The 20,210-nt window shown below is 68.9% G+C and carries 19 protein-coding genes and 1 tRNA gene; 5 read left to right on the forward strand and 15 right to left on the reverse strand.

The features are described from left to right. Positions 1 to 159: 159 nt before the first annotated feature. A complete protein-coding gene (locus ACAZ03_RS14625; RefSeq protein WP_373354733.1) occupies positions 160 to 1,104 on the reverse strand; it encodes an ABC transporter substrate-binding protein in 945 nt (314 codons plus the stop codon). A 131-nt stretch (positions 1,105 to 1,235) separates the two neighbouring features. Here ACAZ03_RS14625 and ACAZ03_RS14630 point away from each other — a divergent pair, with 131 nt between their 5' ends. Continuing rightward, on the forward strand, positions 1,236 to 2,120 hold the full coding sequence (locus ACAZ03_RS14630) for a MurR/RpiR family transcriptional regulator (protein ID WP_373354735.1): 885 nt from the start codon (positions 1,236 to 1,238) through the stop codon (positions 2,118 to 2,120). 231 nt (positions 2,121 to 2,351) lie between these two features. On the opposite strand, the gene ACAZ03_RS14635 is transcribed toward ACAZ03_RS14630, so the two are convergent. The 5 genes from ACAZ03_RS14635 to ACAZ03_RS14655 all read right to left on the reverse strand — a co-directional run bounded on the left by ACAZ03_RS14635 (position 2,352) and on the right by ACAZ03_RS14655 (position 4,148). Continuing rightward, positions 2,352 to 2,428 (reverse strand) — tRNA-Arg (locus tag ACAZ03_RS14635). Positions 2,429 to 2,493: 65 nt separating this feature from the next. After that, the gene (locus ACAZ03_RS14640; protein ID WP_373354737.1) at positions 2,494 to 2,700 is read right to left on the reverse strand and encodes a hypothetical protein; all 207 of its coding nucleotides are present in this window, start codon (positions 2,698 to 2,700) and stop codon (positions 2,494 to 2,496) included. Positions 2,701 to 2,916: 216 nt separating this feature from the next. Next, positions 2,917 to 3,228, reverse strand: a complete 312-nt coding sequence (locus ACAZ03_RS14645; RefSeq protein ID WP_373354739.1) for an ETC complex I subunit — start codon at positions 3,226 to 3,228, stop codon at positions 2,917 to 2,919. 102 nt (positions 3,229 to 3,330) lie between these two features. Continuing rightward, positions 3,331 to 3,804 carry an SRPBCC domain-containing protein gene (locus ACAZ03_RS14650; protein ID WP_373354741.1) on the reverse strand — a complete coding sequence of 158 codons (474 nt, stop codon included), beginning with the start codon at positions 3,802 to 3,804 and terminating at the stop codon, positions 3,331 to 3,333. Next, entirely contained in the window at positions 3,801 to 4,148 is a 348-nt protein-coding gene (locus ACAZ03_RS14655) for an ArsR/SmtB family transcription factor (protein ID WP_373354743.1), read from the reverse strand. The genes ACAZ03_RS14650 and ACAZ03_RS14655 overlap by 4 nt, the downstream gene beginning before the upstream one ends. 119 nt (positions 4,149 to 4,267) lie before the next feature. Between ACAZ03_RS14655 and ACAZ03_RS14660 the strand changes: the two genes are divergently transcribed. Continuing rightward, positions 4,268 to 5,089, forward strand: a complete 822-nt coding sequence (locus ACAZ03_RS14660; RefSeq protein ID WP_373354745.1) for a TolB family protein — start codon at positions 4,268 to 4,270, stop codon at positions 5,087 to 5,089. A gap of 155 nt (positions 5,090 to 5,244) precedes the next feature. Here ACAZ03_RS14660 and ACAZ03_RS14665 read toward each other — a convergent pair whose 3' ends face one another. From ACAZ03_RS14665 to ACAZ03_RS14700, 8 genes are all read right to left on the reverse strand, one after another. Further along, positions 5,245 to 6,429 carry an MFS transporter gene (locus tag ACAZ03_RS14665; RefSeq protein ID WP_373354747.1) on the reverse strand — a complete coding sequence of 395 codons (1,185 nt, stop codon included), beginning with the start codon at positions 6,427 to 6,429 and terminating at the stop codon, positions 5,245 to 5,247. A gap of 16 nt (positions 6,430 to 6,445) precedes the next feature. After that, the gene (locus ACAZ03_RS14670; protein ID WP_373357089.1) at positions 6,446 to 7,477 is read right to left on the reverse strand and encodes an NAD(P)-dependent alcohol dehydrogenase; all 1,032 of its coding nucleotides are present in this window, start codon (positions 7,475 to 7,477) and stop codon (positions 6,446 to 6,448) included. A gap of 11 nt (positions 7,478 to 7,488) precedes the next feature. Beyond that, positions 7,489 to 8,994, reverse strand: coding sequence for a UxaA family hydrolase (locus ACAZ03_RS14675; RefSeq protein ID WP_373354748.1), 1,506 nt, complete (start codon positions 8,992 to 8,994; stop codon positions 7,489 to 7,491). A 229-nt stretch (positions 8,995 to 9,223) separates the two neighbouring features. Continuing rightward, positions 9,224 to 9,982: a sugar phosphate isomerase/epimerase family protein gene (locus ACAZ03_RS14680; RefSeq protein ID WP_373354749.1), complete on the reverse strand. Its 759-nt coding sequence runs from the start codon at positions 9,980 to 9,982 to the stop codon at positions 9,224 to 9,226. Between the two features lie 25 nt (positions 9,983 to 10,007). Further along, positions 10,008 to 10,823: an aldo/keto reductase gene (locus ACAZ03_RS14685; protein ID WP_373354751.1), complete on the reverse strand. Its 816-nt coding sequence runs from the start codon at positions 10,821 to 10,823 to the stop codon at positions 10,008 to 10,010. A 111-nt stretch (positions 10,824 to 10,934) separates the two neighbouring features. Continuing rightward, positions 10,935 to 12,830 carry a pyrroloquinoline quinone-dependent dehydrogenase gene (locus tag ACAZ03_RS14690; protein ID WP_373354753.1) on the reverse strand — a complete coding sequence of 632 codons (1,896 nt, stop codon included), beginning with the start codon at positions 12,828 to 12,830 and terminating at the stop codon, positions 10,935 to 10,937. After that, positions 12,827 to 13,180 carry a hypothetical protein gene (locus ACAZ03_RS14695; protein WP_373354754.1) on the reverse strand — a complete coding sequence of 118 codons (354 nt, stop codon included), beginning with the start codon at positions 13,178 to 13,180 and terminating at the stop codon, positions 12,827 to 12,829. The genes ACAZ03_RS14690 and ACAZ03_RS14695 overlap by 4 nt, the downstream gene beginning before the upstream one ends. A gap of 119 nt (positions 13,181 to 13,299) precedes the next feature. Further along, positions 13,300 to 14,268 carry a DNA topoisomerase IB gene (locus ACAZ03_RS14700; protein WP_373354756.1) on the reverse strand — a complete coding sequence of 323 codons (969 nt, stop codon included), beginning with the start codon at positions 14,266 to 14,268 and terminating at the stop codon, positions 13,300 to 13,302. 374 nt (positions 14,269 to 14,642) lie between these two features. Here ACAZ03_RS14700 and ACAZ03_RS14705 point away from each other — a divergent pair, with 374 nt between their 5' ends. From ACAZ03_RS14705 to ACAZ03_RS14715, 3 genes are all read left to right on the forward strand, one after another. Beyond that, positions 14,643 to 16,046 carry a hypothetical protein gene (locus tag ACAZ03_RS14705; RefSeq protein WP_373354758.1) on the forward strand — a complete coding sequence of 468 codons (1,404 nt, stop codon included), beginning with the start codon at positions 14,643 to 14,645 and terminating at the stop codon, positions 16,044 to 16,046. Positions 16,047 to 16,225: 179 nt separating this feature from the next. Next, the gene (locus tag ACAZ03_RS14710; protein ID WP_373354760.1) at positions 16,226 to 17,584 is read left to right on the forward strand and encodes a hypothetical protein; all 1,359 of its coding nucleotides are present in this window, start codon (positions 16,226 to 16,228) and stop codon (positions 17,582 to 17,584) included. Positions 17,585 to 17,760: 176 nt separating this feature from the next. Further along, complete coding sequence (locus tag ACAZ03_RS14715) at positions 17,761 to 18,810, forward strand: alpha/beta fold hydrolase (protein ID WP_373354762.1); 1,050 nt, start codon at positions 17,761 to 17,763, stop codon at positions 18,808 to 18,810. A 380-nt stretch (positions 18,811 to 19,190) separates the two neighbouring features. Here ACAZ03_RS14715 and ACAZ03_RS14720 read toward each other — a convergent pair whose 3' ends face one another. After that, complete coding sequence (locus ACAZ03_RS14720; protein WP_373354764.1) at positions 19,191 to 20,138, reverse strand: LysR family transcriptional regulator; 948 nt, start codon at positions 20,136 to 20,138, stop codon at positions 19,191 to 19,193. Between the last annotated feature and the right edge of the window lie 72 nt (positions 20,139 to 20,210).

Below are 20,210 nucleotides of genomic sequence, written 5' to 3' on the forward strand. Positions count from 1 at the left end.
TCCTTCAGGAGTATGGCGGTGCATTGGATGCGGTCGGCGGATGCCGGCGGCGGATGCGGGCGGCATCCGCCGACCCCCGGGGGGGGACCACCCGGGAGCCGCACGCGAGGCGCAGCCCGGGTCAGGGATCCCGGGCCGCACCGAGCGGGGGAGCGGGGCTTACTGCTCCGCGTCCCAACCCTGGTAGTCCGCGACGTTGTCGCGGGTGATCAGCTCGGGCGAGACGAGCGTCATCGGCTCGTCGATGGTCTCGCCGTTCACGAGCTGCAGCCCCGCCTCGACGGCGGCGCGGGCCAGATCGCGCGGGAGCTGGGCCGAGGAGGCCGCGATCATCGTGTCGCTTTCCAGCGCGTCCACGATGTCGGGCGAGCCGTCGACCGTGGTGATGATGATCCCCTCGCGGCCGAGCTGGCGCGCGGCGAGATCGGCGCCGATGGCCGAGGGGTCGTTGATGGTGAAGATCGCGTCGACATCCTCATGCGCGATCAGCAGGCCGGTCGTGACCTCGAGCCCACCATCGCGGGTGCCGATGCCGTTCTGGTTGTCGGACAGGATGGTGATGCCTTCATAGTTCGACAGGACGTCCTTGCAGCCCTCGACCCTGTCGATGACGCCAGAGACCTGCGGGCCGTTGACGATGATGACATTGCCCTCGCCGCCCAGCTCGTCGGCGATGTACTGGCAGGCCTGCTCGCCGGCGGTGACGTTATCCGTGGTGATCGTGGCCCCGGCGCCATCGGCGGTGTTGTCGACGGCGACGACCGGGATCCCGGCCTCCTGCGCGCGGCGGACGGCGGCGCCGATGGCCTGGCTGTCCACGGCAGAGACGATGATCATGTCGACGCCGGCCTGGATGAAGTTGTCGAACTGCGTCGACTGCTTGGCCAGGTCGTAATCGCCCGAGACGATCGTCGCCCGCGACCCTTCGCCGCCCAGCTCCGCGACGGCGCTGTCGATGCCGCTGGCGATGGCGCCGAAGAACGGGTTGCCCATGTCGACGACGGACACGCCGACGTTCAGCGGGGCATCCTGTGCCATGGCGGGGCCGGCGAACGGGGCCACGGCAATGATGGCGAGCGCACTGGTCAGTGCCTTGATTTTCATGTCGGTCTCCTCCTCCGTGTCCCAGGGCGGGCCGTGGCGCGGTTTTGCGCATTGCCTCCCTCGGGACGTAGTGGGACACTACACGATACAAAACGTCTCGCAACAGATAATTTTACTCAGGAGGGGTCATTTTGTCCCACAGGCAGAAGGCAGAGGACGGCGCCGCCATCGATCCTGACATGGGCCTGGCCGAGCGGGCGGACGCCGTGAACCTTTTCCCCGCCGAGCGCCGCATCCTGACCCAGCTTCTCGCCATCGACCCGTTCACGCTGGGGTCGATGACCTCCTCCGACCTGTCGGAGCGCTCCGGGGCAAGTCGCTCCAGCATCGACCGGCTGTCTCGCAAGCTGGGCTATGGCGGGCTCAAGGAAATGCGCCGCTCGCTTCTGGAAGAGGCCAAGGCCGGCGGCGGCGGGCTGCGCGCGGCCGATGTCGACGCCTCCTCCTCCATCGGTCTGGCCAAGTCCGTCCTGACCAATATCGGCGACCGGCTGGAGCCCTTCGCCCAGAGCCTGTCGCAGCCCGGCCTGCTCGACCGGCTGGTCGACTGGATGATCGGCGCCCGCAGCATCGGGTTCTTCGGGGCGGGGGAATCCGCGGCCGTCTGCTCCGCGCTCTACCTGAGGCTCATGCGGCTTGGCCTGCCCGTGCAGTTCAGCCAGGAGCATCACACCCAGGTCTCGGTCGCCGGCATGATGCGGGCCGGCGACGTCGCCATTATCGTCTCCTATTCCGGCCGGTCGAAGAGCGTCGTCTGGGCCGCCCAGACCGCCAAGGACGCCGGGGCGCACATCGTCGCCGTCTCCTCCGCCGCGCCGTCCCCCCTCAGCCGAATGTCCGACCTCCACATCGCCCTGCCCGGCGCCGAGGGATTCGACGGCAGCCCCGAGATCCACGACCGGATTCTCAGCGTCGCGCTCGGCCAGATTCTCTTCGAGTGCATTGCAGCCCGCCGGCCGGACCTGCTCGACTCGGCCGTCCATGTGGATGACCTTTTCGGCGAGGACAGGCTGTAGGAGCAGGATGGCGCGGGGCTGAATCAAGCTGAGGCTGAGGCTCCCTCAACCGACCTGACCATGGCGATCCAGGGTCGCCAACGGAGGAGGAGGCGGCGCATTTTCATGCGGCCCGCCGACACTAGCGAGATCAGATGGGGACCGGAAAAGGTCCAGCTTCTGGAACGAGCCTCCAGCCCACCAGAAAATCTCTCAGGGAAACAAGCCACTTGGGGCCCGCCCGCTGAAGAGTGGCGGCCCCTGAAGGACTCGAACCCTCAACCTGCCGATTAGAAGTCGGCTGCTCTATCCAGTTGAGCTAAGGGGCCGCACGGGCGACGGCATAGCTTGCCACCGCCCGTGGCGCCAGTCTCCAGTGACCGGCAGTCGGGCCCTATTCGGAGGGCGCCGGGTCCGTGCCGACCTCGGGGTCGACGGCGGGGTCGACCGCCGGGTCGACGACGGCGTCGTCGGTCACGACGATCCCCTCGGGCTCGAGCCCGAAGATCCCCGAGAAGCTGCCGTTGAACAGGGCAAACCAGTAATCCGCCGCGACGAGAATCACGAGGATGAGTACAATGATGGCGATCCAGCGTAGCATGTGACTGCTCCTTCCTTCCTGCCCCGTCTGATGCGGGGTAACGTGCGCGAGAGTTCATCAGGTGCGGGGCGCCGCCGCAAGCGGCTCCTGCGCGATGACCCGCGGGGCGTGGCGGATCGGCGCCACACCGGGGGGCGCAATCGGATCTGCGGGGGGTCGCGCGGCGGGCGCGGCGCGGCCGAGCGCGGTCAGCTGGACAGGCTCAGCAGGGCCGGATCAGTGCGTCCAGGGCCCGCGGCGGTTGGTGGCGAAGTTCTCGCCATAGCCGCCGGCGCGGATGTTCGCAGCGCGGCGCTGCGGCTCGCGGACGACGGCGTCGATGCCGTGGCGCTCCGCATAGGCGAGCGCCTCTTCCTTGCTGTCGAAGCGCAGCCGCACCTGGGAGTTCATGTCCGACGAGGAGGTCCAGCCCATCAGCGGGTCGACCGAGCGGGCCGAGGCGGGCACGTAATCCAGCACCCATTGCCGGGTTTTGGCCGTGCCGGATTGCATGGCGTTGCGGGCGGGCTGGTAGATTCGGGCGCGCATCGGGCTCTCCTTCGCGGATGGGCCGCTTATGCCAAGCCGGGCGCCGGCGGGCAAGGCGGAAGCGGGCGGGACGGCACCGCGCCCGCCCCGCCCGCGCCGGGGTCAGGCCCTCTGCAGAAGGCCCTCCAGCGCCTGATAGCTCGCCTCCATCCCCTCATCCATGCCGGTCGCCAGCATCGCCTCGCGCGCCTCGGCGGAGGGGAGCTGCATGTGCATCACCATCTTCGTCCCCGCGCCGTCGGGCTCGAAGCGCGTCTCGATCCGGTTGTCGGGCGTCACATCCGGCAGGTGCATCCGCTCGACATGGACGATCCGGTGCGGCCGCTCCAGCGCGATGAATTCGCCCGTGAGGTAGAAGCTGCCCTGCTCGGGATGCGCCCAGTCATAGCGGATGCGCCCGCCGGGCACGGGCTCGCAGATGCACTGCGGCATGGTCCAGCCCGGCGGCCCGAGCATCCATTGCTGGACGATGGCGGCCTCCGTATGGGCGCGGAAGAGCGCCTCGGGCGGGGCCTTGAAATGCCGCGTGATGACGACCTGGCTGTCGCCGACACGCTCGAGGGTCAGACCGCTCATGTCTTGTCTCCTGTTCCTGGGGGTGTGGGGTCTTCCGGCAGCGCCTCGAGCAGGCGGTCGAGGCGGCTGTAATTCGCCTCCAGCGCCGTGCGGAGCGTGGCGAGGAAGGCATCCATCTCGCCGACGGCCTCGGGCGCCAGCCGGCAGGGTCGGCGGGTGCCGTCCACCCGGCGGGTGATGAGCCCCGCGCCCTCCAGCACCTTCAGATGATGCGAGACGGCCGGCTGGCTCATGGCGAAAGGCTCGGCGATCTCCTTCACGCTCGCCTCCCCCGTGGCCAGCCGGGCGAGGATGGCGCGGCGGGTGGGGTCGGAGAGGGCAGCGAAGGCGGCGTCGAGGGGCATCGGGCGTGATTCCGTGATTCTTTATATAAAGAGTCATTTATTTAATTGCGCCGCCCGTCAATGACCTTGCTGCCGCCCCGGCGCAGGGCCAGAGTGCCGCCGGATTGAAGGAGCGGCAGATGACATCCTGGCTCGAGATCTACGACATCGGCAGGGGGACGGCGAAGACGCTGCTTCAGACCGACATGCTGATCGAGGCGCCCAACTGGGCGCCGGGGGGGCAGCATCTCGTCGTCAATGGTGACGGAGGGCTCTTCCGCGTGCCGCTGAGGGCACCGGCCCTGGCGCCGGTGGACACCGGGATCGCCACGAAGCTCAACAACGACCACGGCATCTCGCCGGACGGGGCGACGCTGGTCGTCTCCTCCCATGCGCCGGGCAAGAGCTGCATCTTCACGCTGCCGGCTGCCGGCGGCGCGGCGGTGCGGGTGACCGAGGCGATGCCCTCCTGGTGGCACGGCTGGTCGCCCGATGGCGCGATGCTGGCCTATACGGCCGTCCGCGACGAGCTCTTCTGGATCTGCACCTGCCCCGCCACGGGCGGCAAGGAGGTGCGGGTGACCGGCGGCACGGGCGATCACTACGACGGGCCGGATTACACGCCGGACGGCGGCTGGATCTGGTTCAACTCCAACCGCGCCGGCTCGATGGATCTCTGGCGCGTGCGGCCCGACGGGACGGGGCTCGAGCAGATGACCCGCGACGAGCGGGTCAACTGGTTCCCGCATCCGCGGCCGAAGGGCGGGCCCGAGGTGCTCTACCTCGCCTATGAGGCCGGCGTGGAGGGCCATCCGCGCGACCGCGACGTGGAGCTGCGGCTGCTGAACCCCGAGACCGGCGAGATCCGGGTGCTGATGGAGCTCTTCGGCGGCCAGGGCTCGATCAACGTGCCCTGCTGGAGCCCCGACGGGCAGCGGTTTGCGTTCGTGCGCTATGGGTGAGGGGGCCGGGGTGGCGGGCTGAAGCCCGCCCTACGGGCCGGACGGCGGCGGCAGGTCGGTGGGTTGAAAACCCACCCTACCCCTGTGGCCGCCGTTCGGGCGTAGGGTGGGTTTTCAACCCACCGCCCCCGCGCGCCCCGGGGAAGGCTCCCGCATCACTCCGCCGGGGCCTCCACCCTGTCCTCGCTGCCCTGCAGGCGCAGGCTCGCCCAGATCATCGGCACGACGAGGGCGCAGGCAAAGGCCGAGGCGAGGAAGGCGAGCGCGCCGATCTGGCCGTAGAGCAGGCCGAAGGCGGCGATGATGAGCACCGAGCCGCCCTGCTGCATGACGCCGAAGAGGCTCTGCGCCTCCGCCGCCACCCGCTCGTCGGTGCGGTTGGCGATGAAATAGAGGCACCCAAGCAGCGAGCCCGTGAAGGTCACGCCCTGCAGGAGCTGCAAGGGCACCAGCACCCAGACCGGCGGCGCGAAGGCCATGACGCCCCAGCGGAGGCACGCCGCCAGCGCCGCCATCAGCACCAGCGTCCGGGCCGAGAAGCGCGTCTCGACCTTGCCCCAGGCCAGCATGGACAGCGCCTCCGCCCCCGCACCGATGGCGATGAGGAGGCCGATGGTGCCCTCCGATATGCCCTGCCCCTTCCAGACCAGCGCCGAGAAGGCGTTCATGACCATGTGCGTCGCGAAGATCACCGCGCCGCCGATCAGCGGCAGAAGCACCCAGAGCGAGAGCTGCCCGAGGAGCTCCGCCGAGAGCACCCGCCCCTTGCCGGAGGGGCGCGCCGCCCCCGCCTCGCGCATCGGCGGCAGGCGGGCGGAATGCCAGAAGCGCAGGCCCGCCGCGACGACAAGGAGCCACAGGAACGCATCGTCCCCCCAGCGCGCCGCCGCCCAGCCGGTGACGAGGCAGATGGCAAGGAAGCCCACGGTGCCGAGCCCCCTCACCTGCCCGAAGGAAAAGCCCTTGCGGCGGGAGAGCCGCATCGAGGCGGCGTCCCCCACCGGGCCGACCAGCCCCGCCGGCACGCCCGAGAGCATCCAGAGCGCCAGGAGCGGCCAGTAGCCCCAGCCGGCGGCGAAGAAGAGCGGCATGGTGGCCAGGAAGGCGAGGCCGTGGCCGAGGGTGATCGCCTGCTTCCAGTCCTTCGCGCGGTCGGCGAGCCGGCCGAAGAAGACCGAGAAGAGCAGCATGGCGAGCAGCGGCAGCGAAGTGAAGCTGCCGATCTCGCCGCCGGTGAGCCCCCGGTTCTCCAGCCAGATCGGTAGGTAGGTGACCGTCACGGCGGGCACCATGTAGAGCGTGATGTAGAAGCGCGCGACGGCGCGGTGCTCGGGGCTCATGCGTCGGTCTTTCGTCTCACAGCCGGATCTGCAGCTTCACGTCGGTGGGCCGCCCCTCCGCCGCCCGCTCGAAGGCGGTGACGCTCTCGGCGAAGGGGAAGGTGGCGGAGATGAGGAGCTTCAGGTCGACCTTGCCGGCGGCGATCAGGTCGACGGCGCGGCCGAAGACATTGGCATAGCGGAAGACGGTGCGGATCGTCGCCTCCCGCGCGATGGCGGCATTGGTGTCGAAGGGCACCGGCGCCACCGGCAGGCCGACCAGCACCGCCGTGCCGCCGGGGCGGAGGGCCTCGAACATCGTGGCATAGGCCGGGGCAGCGCCGGAGCATTCGAAGACGATGTCGGCGCCCCAGCCGTCGGTCGCGCTGGAGACGGCCTCGGCAAGGGGGCGCGCCCTTATGTCCACCGCCTCGATCCCGTCATAGGCGGCGGCGATGGCGAGCTTGTCCGGCGCGAGATCGGCGATGAGCACGCGGGCGCAGCCCCCGGCCAGCGCGGCCAGCGCCACCATGATGCCGATGGGCCCGGCGCCGATGACGGCGGCGGTGTCACCCGGGCGAATGCCCGCCTGCGCCGCCGCCTGCATACCGATGGCGAAGGGCTCGACCATGGCGCCCTCGGCGAAGGACACATGGTCCGGCAGCCTGTAGCAGAAGCTCACCGGATGGGTGACGCGCGGGGTCAGCACACCGTGGACGGGCGGCGTCGCCCAGAAGCGCACGGCGGGGTCGACATTGTAGAGCCCGAGCCGGCTGGCGCGGCTTGTCGGATCGGGGATCCCCGGCTCCATGCAGACCCGGTCGCCGACCTTCAGGCTCGTGACGCCCTTCCCGAGGGCCGCCACGGTGCCCGCCGCCTCATGCCCCAGCACCATCGGCGCCTCGACCACGAAGGGGCCGATGCGGCCATGGGTGTAGTAATGCACGTCGCTGCCGCAGATTCCGACGGTGTCGATGTCGATCGCCACCTCGCCCGGGCCGGGCTCCGTCTTCAGCGCGATGTCGCGGAGCGCCAGGCGCCCCTTCTCTTCGAGCACCAGCGCCCGCACCATCTCTTCGCTCACATCACGGCTCCAATCTGCCAGGGGACGAATTCCGCCCCGCCGAAGCCCAGCGCCTCGCTCTTGGTCGGCCGGCCGGAGGCGGCGGCGATCAGCGCCTCGAAGATCTCGACGCCCTTCTCCTCGATGGAGACCCCCTCCAGCACGTCGCCGCAATTCACATCCATGTCGCCCTCCATCCGGGCATACATCTCGCTGTTCGTGGCGAGCTTCAGCCCCGGCGTCGGCATGAAGCCGGAAACGGAGCCCCGCCCGGTGGTGAAGGCGATGAGGGTGGAGCCGGCGGCGATCTGCCCGGTGACGGAAACCGGATCGTAGCCGGGCGAATCCATGAAGACGAAGCCGGGGACGGCGGGCCGCTCGGCGAAGAGGCAGACATCGGCGAGCGGCGCCGTGCCGCTCTTGGCCACCGCGCCGAGGCTCTTCTCGAGGATCGTCGTCAGCCCGCCCCGCTTGTTGCCGGGGGAGGGGTTGTTGTCCATCTGCCCGCCGTGGAGCGCCGCATAGCGCTCCCACCAGTGGATGCGCGCCATCAGCTTCTCCGCCACCTCGGGGGAGGCGGCGCGGGCGGTGAGCAGGTGCTCGGCCCCGTAGATCTCCGGCGTCTCGGAAAGGAGCGTCGTGGCGCCGTGGCGGACGAGGAGATCGGATGCGGCGCCGAGCGCCGGATTGGCGGTGATGCCGGAATAGCCGTCGGAGCCGCCACATTGCATGCCGAGCATCAGATGGCTGAGCGGCGCCGGGGCGCGGGTGGCGCGGTTTGCCACCTCGGCCATCTGGCGCACCTCCTTCACCCCGGCCTCGATGGTGGCGCGGGTGCCGCCGGTGTTCTGGATGGTCATGTAGCGGAAGTTCATGTCCGCCCGGAGCCGCCCCTTGCCGACGAGCGCCGGCACCTGCATCGCCTCACAGCCAAGGCCGACGAGCAGCACGCCCCCGAAGTTCGGATGGCGGATGTAACCCTGCAGGGTGCGGAAGAGCGTCTGGTAGCCCTCGCCCTCCATGTCCATCGCGCAGCCGGAGCCATGGGTGATGGGCACGACGCCGTCGACATTCGTCAGCTCGGCGAACCAGGGCTGGCGCTCAACCGCCTCGGCGATGAACCTGGCGACGGAGCCGGAGCAGTTCACCGTGGTGACGATGCCGATGTAATTGCGCGTGCCGACCGTGCCGTCGGCGCGGTGATAGCCCTCGAAGGTCCGGGGGGCATCGGGCGGCGGCAGGGCGCGGGCGGCGGCGCCGGGGGCCGTGCCCTCGCCATGGGCCGACATGCCGAGGTTGTGGCTGTGCACATGCGCGCCCGGCGCGATCTCCTCCGTCGCCCGGCCGATCACCTGACCGTAGCGACGCACCAGCTCCCCCGCCGCCCGGGGCCGGAGCGCGATCTTGTGGCCGCGCGCGACCGATTGGGAGAGCCGGATGCCCTCCACCTCCGCCCCGGCCGGCAGATCGGCGAGGGCGATGGCAACGTCGTCATCGGGATGAAGGAGCAGGGTTGAGGACATGGGGCGCCCGGATTGTCTGACAATCCCTCTTAGCCCCCTCGCGCGCCCGGCTCAATGGGAGGTCTCGGGGGGGAGGTACGGGGGTTGCACCCCCGGTCCCCCGCCTTTCCGGGGGCCTTTGGGCCCCCGGACCCCCTTTGCGGTGAAGGCGCTGCCTCCACACCTCCGAGGTATTTTTGGCCAGATGAAACAGGGCGGGGCGCTTGCGTCGGGCCGCCCGGCCCCGGGCTCAGAGGCTCTGGCCCGCCGCGATGGATAGCCGGGCGAAGCGGTCGTCGTCGGACGGGTTGTCATGCTCCATGACGAACCAGCGGGCCTTGGTCTGATCCTTGAGCGCGCCCATCAGCGCCGGCCATTGCAGCACGCCATGGCCGACGTCGGCCCAGCCGTCCTCGTCGGGCGCAGAGCCCGCCGGGGCGATGTCCTTCACATGGGCCGCGACGATCCGGTCGCCATACTTCGCGATCCAGGTCAACGGGTCCTCCTCGCCGACGGCCACCCAGGCCACGTCCAGCTCCAGCGCCAGACGGTCGTCGGCGGCGAGGATCAGGTCGAGCGGCTTGTCCGCCCCGCCGATATCGGCGAATTCGAACGCGTGGTTGTGCCAGCCGAAGGTCAGGCCCGCATCCCAGTAGGGCTTGCCGGCCTCGGCCAGCTCGCGCCCGAAGGCGGCCCAGCCGGCGGCATCCTTGACGCGCTCGTCGGCCGGGATGGCGGGGACGAAGACGCCCTCCATCCCCGTCCGCTTCACGATCTCCAGCACGCGGTCCGAATCGTCGCGGACCTGCGCGAAGCCGAAATGGCCCGTGGGCATGGTGAGCCCCGTCTCGCCGAGGAGGTCCATCAGCGTGTCGGTCTTGGCGGCATCGGCATAGAGGCCGCCGTAGCCCTCGACGCCCGTGTAGCCATAGCCGGCCAGCATCTTCAGCGTCTCGCTCAGCGGCCCGAAGTTGCGGGAGGAATAGAGCTGGTAGGAATAATCGGTCATCGGGGTCCTCCCGTTTGGGTCGAGATCAGTCGAAATCCGGCGCCCAGGCGCCATTCACGAGCCGGTGGCCGGCGTCGAGGGCGCGGATCGCCGCCAGCTCCTCCGCCGTCAGCGTCAGGTCCGCCGCGCCAAGATTGCTGGCAATGCGGCCGGGGTTGGAGGAGGTGGGGATGACCACATGCCCCTCCGCCATGAGGAAGGCGAGCGTCACCTGCGCCACGGTGGCGCCATGCGCCTCGGCGATGCCGGCGAGCACCGGCTCTTCCATCACCTGCCCGCGCGCGAGCGGGCAATAGGCGGTGAGCGGGATGCCGAGGGCCTGGCAATGATCGACGATCGGGCGGTTCTGCAGGAAGGGATGGATCTCCACCTGATTGGTGGCGATCTCGCCGGCGCCGAGAAGCGCCACCGCCCTGTCGATATGCCGCTTGGTGAAGTTGGAAACGCCGATGTGGCGCGCCAGCCCCGCCGCCTTCACCGCCGCCATCTGGGCGAGGTAGTCCGACATCTCGTATTCATCGCCAATGGACGGCCAGTGAACGAGGCAGAGGTCCACATGGTCCATCCCCAGCCGCTCGAGCGAGGCGGTGAGCGCCGGGCGCACCTGGCCGGGGCCTAGATGCTCGGGCTTCACCTTGGTGGTGACGAAGAGCTCGCCCCGGGCGAGGCCGCTCTCGGCGATGCCGCGGCCGACCTCGCTCTCGTTCTCGTAGCCCTCGGCTGTGTCGATATGGCGGTAGCCGGCCTCGAGGGCGGCGAGCGTCAGCGCGCGGGCGGCATCGCCGCGCTGCTGGAACGTGCCGTAGCCGATCTGTGGCAGGACGCCGGAATATGCGCTCATGTGCCCTCTCCCATCCTGGTCATTGTCTGACAATCTCTCGGGGCGGACCCTAGGCCCGCCCCGCGGCAGATGTCCAGCCGGGCCGGGGCGTGCCCGACCCTCGGGCGTCCCTCACTCCTCCGGCAGCGCGTAGACGACGAGCTGGTCGCCGACCTCTGGCGAGAGGATCGAGTTGCCGCCCGCCGTGAAGGCCACGTACTCCCGGCCCTGATATTCATAGACGGCGGGGTTCGATACGGCCGGCGCCTCAACGAAATCCGACCAGAGGACAGAGCCGTCCGCCGGGTCGATGGCGCGCACCTGCGCGTCCATCGCGGCGCCGATGAAGATCACGCCGCCGGCGGTCACCACCGGGGCGCCGATGTTCGGCGAGCCCCAGCGCGCCGGGCCGAAGAAGCCCCATTTGGTCGAGCGCCCGAAGGGCACCTGCCAGAGAAGCTCGCCGGTGTTGAGGTCATAGGCGAGAAGCGTGCCATAGGGCGGCACCCAGCAGGGCAGGCCCGAGGAGGTCATCCAGTTCTCGAGCTGGAAGCCGTAGGGCGCGCCGATCTGCGGATAGAGCCCCTGCTCGTTGCCCGAGCCACCCTCCATGTCGTCGTACTCCTCGCGCGGGATCAGCTTGAGCGTCTGCACGACCTTGGAGACGTTCACGTAGAAGCGGTTCGTTTCTGGGTCGAGCGCGCCGCCGCCCCATTGCATCCCGCCGGCCGTGCCGGGGTAGACGATGCTGCCTTCGAGCGAGGGCGGGGTGAAGAGCCCCTCGTACCGCATCCCCTCGATCATCTCGGCGCATTCGCCGAAGGAGACGAGGTTCGCGAGCTGCGACATTTCGGGATAGTTCTCGTAATCGTGGCTGGGCGGCGGAGCGGTGACATAGGGCTGCGTCGGCGAGAGTTCCTCGCCCGGCACGGCGCCCTCCTGCGGCACCTCCTGCTCCTCCATCCCGAAGACCGGCTCGCCGGTTTCGCGGTTGAGGACGTAGAGCATCGACTGCTTGGTGGTCTGCACCAGCGCCGGCACCGTCTCGCCGTTCACTTGGAGGTCAACGAGCGTCGGCGCGGCATTGGTGTCGTAATCCCAGACGTCATGATGGACGAGCTGGCGCGACCAGAGGATCTCTCCCGTTTCCGTATCCACCGCCGTCACCGAGGTGGCGAGGTCGATCGGGTCGGTCCGGTCGCCGCCGTAGTAATTGGGGCTGGGGGAGGAAACCGGCAGGTAGAGGATGCCCCGCTCCTCATCGACGCTCATCGAGGCCCATACATTGGCCGTACCCGTCCGCTCGCGCATCTCGCGGGGGATGAAATCCACCTGCCAGTTGAGCGCGCCCGTCCGGGCGTCGAGCGAGAAGACGGTGCCGGGGGAGGCGACGGAATACTCCCAGTCCTTTCCAGCCCAGCCGACGAAGAGCTGGTCGCCATAGGCGGTCGGCGGCTGGAGGAGAGACAGCGGCCACTCGGGGTTCTCGGTGTTCCACTGGTTGACGGTGACGATGCCGCCCTCGCCGAAATCCTCGCAGAGCGCGCCGGTATCGGCATCGACCGCATGAAGCTCGGCATCCATCGTGCCGATGTAGATGCGCTTCTGGCAGGGCGCGCCGGCGACGGGTTCGGCCGCCTCCCAATAGGTGACGCCGCGGTTCTTCAGCGCCGGCTGGGTCAGGGCTTCCAGCGTCGACTGGGTGTCGTAGCTCCAGCGCTCCTCGCCGGTGGCAGGGTCGAGCGCGATGATGCGGTAGAAAGGCGTGCCGATATAAAGCGTGTCGTTCGCGAAGATCGGCGTCGCCGACCAGACGGAGGCGGGCGTCTCGCCCGAGCCGTCGGAGACATCGCCGGTGTGATACTCCCAGACCTTCTCGAGATCGCCGACATTGGCGGGCGTGATCTGCGCGCTGGGGGAATATTTGGTGGCGGCGAGGTCGCCGTTGAACGTGGTCCAGTCCGCGTCCTGGGCGGCGAGCGGGGCCGCCAGCAGCGTGGCGGCGAGCGTACAAGCTACGGATCTCATGAGCGGGCTCCCTGCCGGTGCATCTGTTGATCCGCGAGGAGCCAGATCATCCCGGCCGCGGCGACGGCCATCGCGACGGAGATTTCGGGATGCAGCATCATCGCGCCCGCGAAGGCCGTCAGGAACAGCGCGAGCGCGGTGAGGACGATGAGGAGCACGCGGAAACCGCCATGGGTGCGCGGCAGGAGGAGGAAGGTGGCGACGAGGATCGCGAGGGATCCGAACCCGGTGAGAAGTGGCGCAGGCGCGCCGGTCGCCCCGGTCAGCGGCGTCACATAGACCCAGATCGACAGGGCGAGCGCCACGAGCGCTCCCCCGGCCATCGTCAGGACGGCTGCGTTGCGTGACATGAGATTGTCCCCTCAAGTTTATCGAACGAGGGCGGAACGGGCGGGAACCGGCGAGGTTCCGCCATTTTTGCTCACGACTTCGGGGTTGCGGCTGGCTCACGCAGGGGCAGTCTGGCCGCCTATTGCTCCTCCAGGAACGCCAGGAGCCGGCGTTCGGCGGCATGGAGGCCCGACAGCTCCACCCCCGGCGGCAGGGCCACGTCGCGCTCGGCGAGCCCGAGGACGGCGGGGTGGATATAGGAGTTGCGGGCAATGGTCGGCGTGTTGCCGAGCTCTTCCGAGGCGGCATCGGCCATGGCCTTGATCGTCAGCCGCTCCGCCGCCTCGGCCACCTCGAAGGCGGCGCGCGTGCCGGCCCAGGTGCGGAAGGTCTTGGCGGTGGTGCCGGGGATGTCGCCCGCCGCTTCGGCCAGATAGGCGTTGAGCTCGGCGGAGCCGACGCGGTGGCGGTTGCCCTCCGCGTCCACCCAGAGGAGCAGCTCGGCGCCCGGCAGGTCGCGCGCCCGCTCCAGCACCTTTTGCAGCCGCCGGTCGGTGACCTTCCGGCGGACCTTCTTGCCGCCCTTGGCGGTGAAGCTCAGGTGGAGCGTGTCGTCCTTCAGCCGCACATGGCGGCGCTTCAGCGTCAGCGCGCCATAGGAGCCGTTGGCCTTGAGATAGGCGTCGTTGCCGACGCGCAAGGCCAGCCGGTCGATCAGCAGTGCGGCGGCGGCGAGGGCGAAGGGGCGGTCCCCCGCATCGGAGGCGAGATCGCGCGAGATGCGGCGGCGGATGGCCGGCAGGGCGCGGCCGAAGCCGGCAAGGGCGGCGAACTTCGTCTCCGACCGGGCGGCGGCCCATTCGGGATGGTAGCGGTACTGCTTGCGGGCGCGGGTATCGAGACCGGTGGCCTGCAGATGGCCGTTGTGATGCGGGCTGATCCAGACGTCTTCATAGGCCGGCGGCACGGCCAGCTTCTGCAGCCGCTCCCGCTCCGGCCCGCGGTCTATGCGGGTGCCGTCGGCGGCGATGTAGGAAAAGCCCTTGCCCCGCCGCTGCCGGCGGATGCCCGGCTGGTCGTCGGGATAGTAGATCAGAGCGTCTGGCACGGTCTGGGGCATCATGGTGCCATCGAAACTCCGCGACGGCCCCCGAAGTTCCCGGCCCCGCCGCGCCTCTCCCAGCCCGCAAAGCTTTCGCCGAGCGAAAATTGCGCCCCTTTTTCAGGGGGTTGTCGCATGGTCGGCGATGCCCGGGGCCGTCTGCATCAACATTGGATATAAAGACCCCGCCGATGATTATACTCCCCCCCATCTTGCCCATGCATCCTCATCCGCGGGAGGAGCAGCACCGATGCCGTCGGATCAGCCGGCTCGGCCGGCCCCGAGGAGGGGGTCGTCTCGGCGGGATTGGTGCTGCCTGACAATTGACCAAAGCCGACCCGGGATCGCCGGGCGGCGGTTGCATTGTAAGGGAGGACAATATGCAACATCTCAGACCCCGCCTTGCGTCGTCGGCGCTGGCGCTCATCGGCGCCATGGCGGCCATGCCGGCCCTCGCGCAGGACAATCCGCAGATCGACTTCGAAAGCGTCGGCCGCGGCGCGCCGCTCGCCGCCGACATCCGCGACTACGAGATCACCGGTCCCGGCATGGGTTTCGTCACCAACCGGAACATCGAAGGCCAGTCGATGGAGATCGCGGCCTCCGCCCCCGGCGAAGGCGCACCCGAGGGCGTCGAGCCGCTCGAGACGGACATCTTCACCACGGCGAATTTCTACGAGGATGAAGAGCTCTGGGACGATCCGCGCTACTACCGCTGCAACTCCGGCCTGATGCTGGAAGCCTCGCGCGGCGCCTACGGCAACCCGATGATGATCGACGACGATCCCTCGACGGCGGCCTGGGGCTTCTGTGACCGCGACTATCCGCGCGAAGGCATCGTCAGCCCCTACGGCTTCACCACTGCCCAGGAGCATTACGAGGCCCTGCTCGCCGAGACCACCGAGCGCGGCGGCCCGACCGAGCAGACCTACGAGACGGTCCCCGGCGAATGGACGGGCTATTACGCCTCGCCGCTCGGCCAGGAGAACACCGACAGCTGGTTCTGGATGCGCGCCAACCAGATCCCGACGATCCTGTCGCTGCTCACCGATGAATACCGCACCCGCATGGTGCGCGAGCAGTTCCACCAGGCGAACACCAACGTGCCGCAATGGCAGTCGCAGTTCTGCTGGCCGGAAGGCTTCATGCGCCGGTTCCACCAGTATTCGGTCCGCGCCCATCAGGTCGTCGCCACGCCCGACGTCGTGCAGATCCTGACCGGCGTCGCCGACAACTTCCTGACGCAGGTGCATGTCGGCGCCGAGTTCAACATGGACGGCGTCGTGCCGCGGCTCGGCCAGGACGTGCCGCGCTGGTATGGCGAGACCATCGGCTTCTGGGATGGCGAGACGCTGATCACCTGGACCTCCAACGTCCAGGGCTGGAAGGTGCACAACGCCTTCGAGTTCTCGAACAAGATGCAGACGATCGAGATCTACTCCTCGCGCTACGACGACGAGGGCAATTTCGTGGGCATCGACCACGAGGCGATCTTCTACGACGAAGACGCCCTGGTGGAGCCGGTGCGCATCGTCCGCAACCTCGAGAAGCAGGCGGAGTTCAGCGAGGCCGGCGACGTGGTCGACCCGTATATCTTCATCGAGTGCATCCAGACGCTCTTCCCCGACGAGCGTGGGGCGGCCTCGCCCGTCTCGCCGGGCACCACCATCGAGTACACCGTGCCCGACATGTACGGCCGGCCCTGGGCCCAGACCTGGGACGAGGTGGAGCGCTCGATCGGGATCGAGCCCCCGGCGCAGGAAGGCCTCTTCGGCTTCGATTGATCGAAGACGGCTTGCAAGAAACCCGTGGGGCGGAGCGATCCGCCCCCGGGCGTGTCGCCCCGGGGCAGGGGGACCTGCCCCCGATGCGCCGGGGCTGAGACGGACGGCCGAGGAGGCGGTGGCACCCTGCTGCTGGGGCCACCGGGTCGTCCGTCACAAACCCGGAAGGAGAACCCACAATGCGACTTGCGATCACGACACGACGCGCTGCCATCGCTGCGCTGATCTGCACGACCGCCCTGCCCGCCCTGGCTCAGGACGGGCAAGAGAGTGTCGGCCGTGGCTGGGAGGTCCAGAAGACCTCCCCCGCCTTCGGTGCCGGCAATCGGCTGGGCCACCAGGTGCCGGGATCCCCCGGCGAGACGCCCGAGGGCATCGAACCGCTCGAGGTCGATCTCTTCACCACCGAGGATTACTACCAGGACCGCGAGCTCTGGAGCGATCCGCGCTACTTCCGCTGCAATCCGCCCCTCGTCATCGAGAACCTCTGGGGCGCCTATCCGAATACCTCGCCCGTCAACAACCAGAACCCCCCGGACACGCCCTGGGGCGACTGCGAGGCCGATTACCCGCGCGAGGAGATCGTCAGCCCCTACGGCTTCGCGACCGCGCAGGAGCATTACGAAGCGCTTCTCGCCGAGACCGAGGCGAACGGCGGGCCGACCGAATACAGCCGCGAGAACCCGCCGCCCGACTGGAACGGCCGCTACTCGCTCAACGACTACGCCACGCTTTTCGAGACGGGCGAGGGCTATGACGAGCGGGTGTTGTGGTACAACATGCACGTCAACCAGGTGCCGACGATCCTGTCGCTCCTGACCGAAGAGTACCAGACGCGCTACGTCCAGCAGCTCTACCACATCGGCGTGACCAACGCGCACCAATGGCCCGCCGCCTATTGCTGGCCGGAGGGCATGATGCGGCTCTGGCACTGGCCGGCGATGCGGGCGCATGACTTCATCATGACGCCCGAGCAGGTCAGCGTGCTCGGCGGCGTGGCCGACAACTACCTCTTCCAGGTGCAGATGGACCGCGAGTTCATCATCGACGAGAACGGCCCGCCGCGTCTCGGCGCCGCCGTGCCCCGCTGGTATGGCGAGACCATCGGCTTCTGGGACGGCGACGCGCTCATCTCGTGGACGTCGAACATCCAGGGGTATTCGGTGCACAGCGCGCCCGAATATTCCAACAGCCTGCAGATCATCAACATCTACTCCCCCTGGGAGGAAGACGGCGAGATGGTCGGCCTGATGCAGGAGACGATCCTCTACGACGAGGAAGCGCTGGTGGAGCCGGTGCGGCTCGTCCGCGCGATACAGAAGATCGGCGAGCTCAACGAGGTCGATCCCTACGTCTTCATCGAATGCGTGGCGACGATCTTCCCGGTCGACGGCTTCCAGCAGAACGTCCAGCCGGGCTCGACCTTCGAATACGACGTGCCCGACATCTTCGGCCGGCCCTGGTCCTACTACTGGGAGACCTACCACGAGGAGGGCATGGAGCCGCCGGAGGCCGAGGGCCTCTTCGGCTTCGACTGAGACAAAAGACCGCCGGGCCCCGCGCGTCGGGGCCCGGTAGACCCGCAGACGACGAATGACACCGCCCTGCCCGACCGCCCAGGCGTGCACCGGAAGGGCGCAACCCTTTAAACCCGCTGGCCCCGCTCTTCACGGGCCGGCACACTGCACCTGAACACCAAGGGAGGAGTTCACCAATGAAGACCAAACTCTTTGCCGGCCTGCTTGCCGGCGCATCCATGCTGGCCATGCCGGCGCTCGCGCAAGAGGACATGCAGGACGGCCCCGGCGGCGAAGCCGGCGCCATGCATCTGCGCGACATCGGCTTCATGGTCATGGGCGGCGACACGTCGGAACCCGACGAGAACGGCGCCGTGACCGTCGAGAACCAGATGTTCGTCGAGTTCTACCTGAACGCCGACCCGCAATACGACGTGCCGATCGTGCTCGTCCACGGCGGCGGCGGCCAGTCCTCCGACTGGTACGGCACCCCCGACGGGCGTGACGGCGTGCGCGATTACCTGATCGCCGCGGGCTTCGACGTCTATGCCGCCGACCGCCCCGGCCACGGCCGCTCGCCGGCCTCGCCGAACTACGGCTCGGGCCAGCTCGGCCAGGCCAATTCCGGGATCATCTCCTGGCTGGCGACCTCCGAGAACTGGCCGGGCGGCGAGCCGACCCCGGACAACGAGAACGTCATCAACTGGCTGAAGCTCTCGGCCACCACCCCCTACGGCGGTGACGTGCTCTCGGCCGAGAAGATCTCCGAACTGCTCGACGAGATCGGCCCGGCGATCCTGATGCCGCATTCGGCCGGTGGCCGGTCGGCCTTCCTCGCCGCGCAGATGAACCCCGAGAACGTGGTCGGCATCGTCGCCATCGAGGCGGCGGGCTCCAACCCGTTCCAGGACGAGGTCATGCGCACCAACCTGACCTGGGAGCCGGCGCTCGCCGAAGACGTCGCCGTCTCCGAGGACGCCTGCCCGATGCAGGCCGAAGGCGAGGCCAGCAGCCTGCCCGGTCTCAGCGACATCCCGATGATCATGATCGCGTCGGGCATCTTCCACACCTCCGAGCAGCTCGACTGCTTCGCGAGCGTCTGGGAGCAGGCGGGCGTGTCGGTCGAGAAGGTGCTTCTCGCCGATGACTTCCCGGGCGTCGGCCACTTCTTCACGGCCGAGACCAACAACGGCGAGACCGTTCAGGTCCTGATCGACGCCGCGGCCCAGCTCGCCGGCGGCAACTGACGACCGGGGGCCGGCCTTCGGGCCGGCCCTTCGGCAAAAAGAGGCTCCGCCCGCAAGGGCGGGGCCTTTTTGCTGCCGGCTGCCCGGCGCGGGCCAGGCACCGAGCAACGGCCGACCTATCCGTAGGGTGGGTTTCCAACCCACCTTCCCCCTCTCAACCACACGCCCCGTCGCCGCGCAGGGCGAGCGCTGGCCCGGGGGTTGGCGCTCCGACGATTCCGCATCGCACTTTATGGTGCCGCCACATCCTCCGCCCGAATGTCAGCGCTGCCCCACGAGAGCGCCGACCCGCGGGACGGGCCGGCGCTCGCCCTGCGCCTGCGGCGCGCACCGGGCGAGGACATCGAACAAGCGTTACGCCAACAGTAAGTTGGCCCCCCCTACCCCCAGACGATGGTCCGCTCGTGGCGCTCCACCGCCTCGGCGAGCGAGGCGAATTCCACCTGGATGTGATAGGCCATCCGCTTCACCGCCGGCGCCATCGGCGCCCCGGCGGCGGTCAGGATGCCGATCACCCGCTTCGGCTGCGGCACGTCCAATGGCACGACCGCCACGCGGTTCTCGTGGCGCATGGCGAAGACCACCGAATGCGGCAGGATCGCCAGCGCGTCCGTCTCGGAGATGTAGTTCACCACGCTCATGAGCGAGCCGCCCGAATAGCGGATCGCCAGCTCGTTGGAGCCGAGCGTCAGAAGAATCCAGTGCAGGTCGAGAAGAAGCGGCGAGCCCGGCAGCGGCGCCACCCAGGGATATTTCGTCACGTCGCTCGCCGAGAGCACGCTCTTCTGCACAAGCGGATGGTGCTTGCGCGCGGCGATGACGTTCCGCGCCCGCAGGAGCGGCACGAACTCGAATCCCTCCGGCGGCGTCGACTGGCCGAGCGGCGTGATGGCGAGGTCGAGGAAATCGGCCTCGAGCTGGCCCGTCAGCTCGCTGAGGTTGCCGTAGCTCTGGTCGACCCGCACATCAGGATGGCGGCTGTTGTAGGTGGCAATCGTGCGCGAGATGATCGCGTCGAGGAAGAAGGGCACGCCCCCCAGCCGCACCACCCCGGCATTGCCCTGCCGGTAGGAGGTCACGGCGTCGGAGACCTTGCGGCTCGCCGTCAGGATCGACAGCCCGTGCTGCGCGACGATCTCGCCGAGCGGAGTCGGCGTCAGGGGCCGCCGCCCCTTGACGAAGAGCGGCTCGCCCAGGCGCTGCTCCAGCTGCGCCACGGTGCGCGAAATCGAGGGCTGCGAGACGCCCAGCGCCTTCGCCGCCTCCGTCGCGGAGCCATGTTTCACGATGGCCGCGATCTGCACCAGCTGCCGCTCGTCGAACTTCATGCCGGAACCTGATGTAAGCCTCCCCTTATCTGTGTATGGCCGGATGTTATCCCGGTCCATCCTCTTCCGCTC

It is taken from the genome of Pseudoroseicyclus sp. CXY001 (genome assembly GCF_041714655.1).
Classification (GTDB): domain Bacteria; phylum Pseudomonadota; class Alphaproteobacteria; order Rhodobacterales; family Rhodobacteraceae; genus Pseudoroseicyclus_A.

Bases quoted from the DNA above. Each gene is read 5' to 3' on its own strand.
- ACAZ03_RS14625 (WP_373354733.1), bottom strand. From the start codon at position 1,104: ATGAAAATCAAGGCACTGACCAGTGCGCTCGCCATCATTGCCGTGGCC.
- ACAZ03_RS14640 (WP_373354737.1), bottom strand. From the start codon at position 2,700: ATGCTACGCTGGATCGCCATCATTGTACTCATCCTCGTGATTCTCGTC.
- ACAZ03_RS14645 (WP_373354739.1), bottom strand. From the start codon at position 3,228: ATGCGCGCCCGAATCTACCAGCCCGCCCGCAACGCCATGCAATCCGGC.
- ACAZ03_RS14650 (WP_373354741.1), bottom strand. From the start codon at position 3,804: ATGAGCGGTCTGACCCTCGAGCGTGTCGGCGACAGCCAGGTCGTCATC.
- ACAZ03_RS14655 (WP_373354743.1), bottom strand. From the start codon at position 4,148: ATGCCCCTCGACGCCGCCTTCGCTGCCCTCTCCGACCCCACCCGCCGC.
- ACAZ03_RS14660 (WP_373354745.1), top strand. From the start codon at position 4,268: ATGACATCCTGGCTCGAGATCTACGACATCGGCAGGGGGACGGCGAAG.
- ACAZ03_RS14665 (WP_373354747.1), bottom strand. From the start codon at position 6,429: ATGAGCCCCGAGCACCGCGCCGTCGCGCGCTTCTACATCACGCTCTAC.
- ACAZ03_RS14675 (WP_373354748.1), bottom strand. From the start codon at position 8,994: ATGTCCTCAACCCTGCTCCTTCATCCCGATGACGACGTTGCCATCGCC.
- ACAZ03_RS14680 (WP_373354749.1), bottom strand. From the start codon at position 9,982: ATGACCGATTATTCCTACCAGCTCTATTCCTCCCGCAACTTCGGGCCG.
- ACAZ03_RS14685 (WP_373354751.1), bottom strand. From the start codon at position 10,823: ATGAGCGCATATTCCGGCGTCCTGCCACAGATCGGCTACGGCACGTTC.
- ACAZ03_RS14690 (WP_373354753.1), bottom strand. From the start codon at position 12,830: ATGAGATCCGTAGCTTGTACGCTCGCCGCCACGCTGCTGGCGGCCCCG.
- ACAZ03_RS14695 (WP_373354754.1), bottom strand. From the start codon at position 13,180: ATGTCACGCAACGCAGCCGTCCTGACGATGGCCGGGGGAGCGCTCGTG.
- ACAZ03_RS14705 (WP_373354758.1), top strand. From the start codon at position 14,643: ATGCAACATCTCAGACCCCGCCTTGCGTCGTCGGCGCTGGCGCTCATC.
- ACAZ03_RS14710 (WP_373354760.1), top strand. From the start codon at position 16,226: ATGCGACTTGCGATCACGACACGACGCGCTGCCATCGCTGCGCTGATC.
- ACAZ03_RS14715 (WP_373354762.1), top strand. From the start codon at position 17,761: ATGAAGACCAAACTCTTTGCCGGCCTGCTTGCCGGCGCATCCATGCTG.
- ACAZ03_RS14720 (WP_373354764.1), bottom strand. From the start codon at position 20,138: ATGAAGTTCGACGAGCGGCAGCTGGTGCAGATCGCGGCCATCGTGAAA.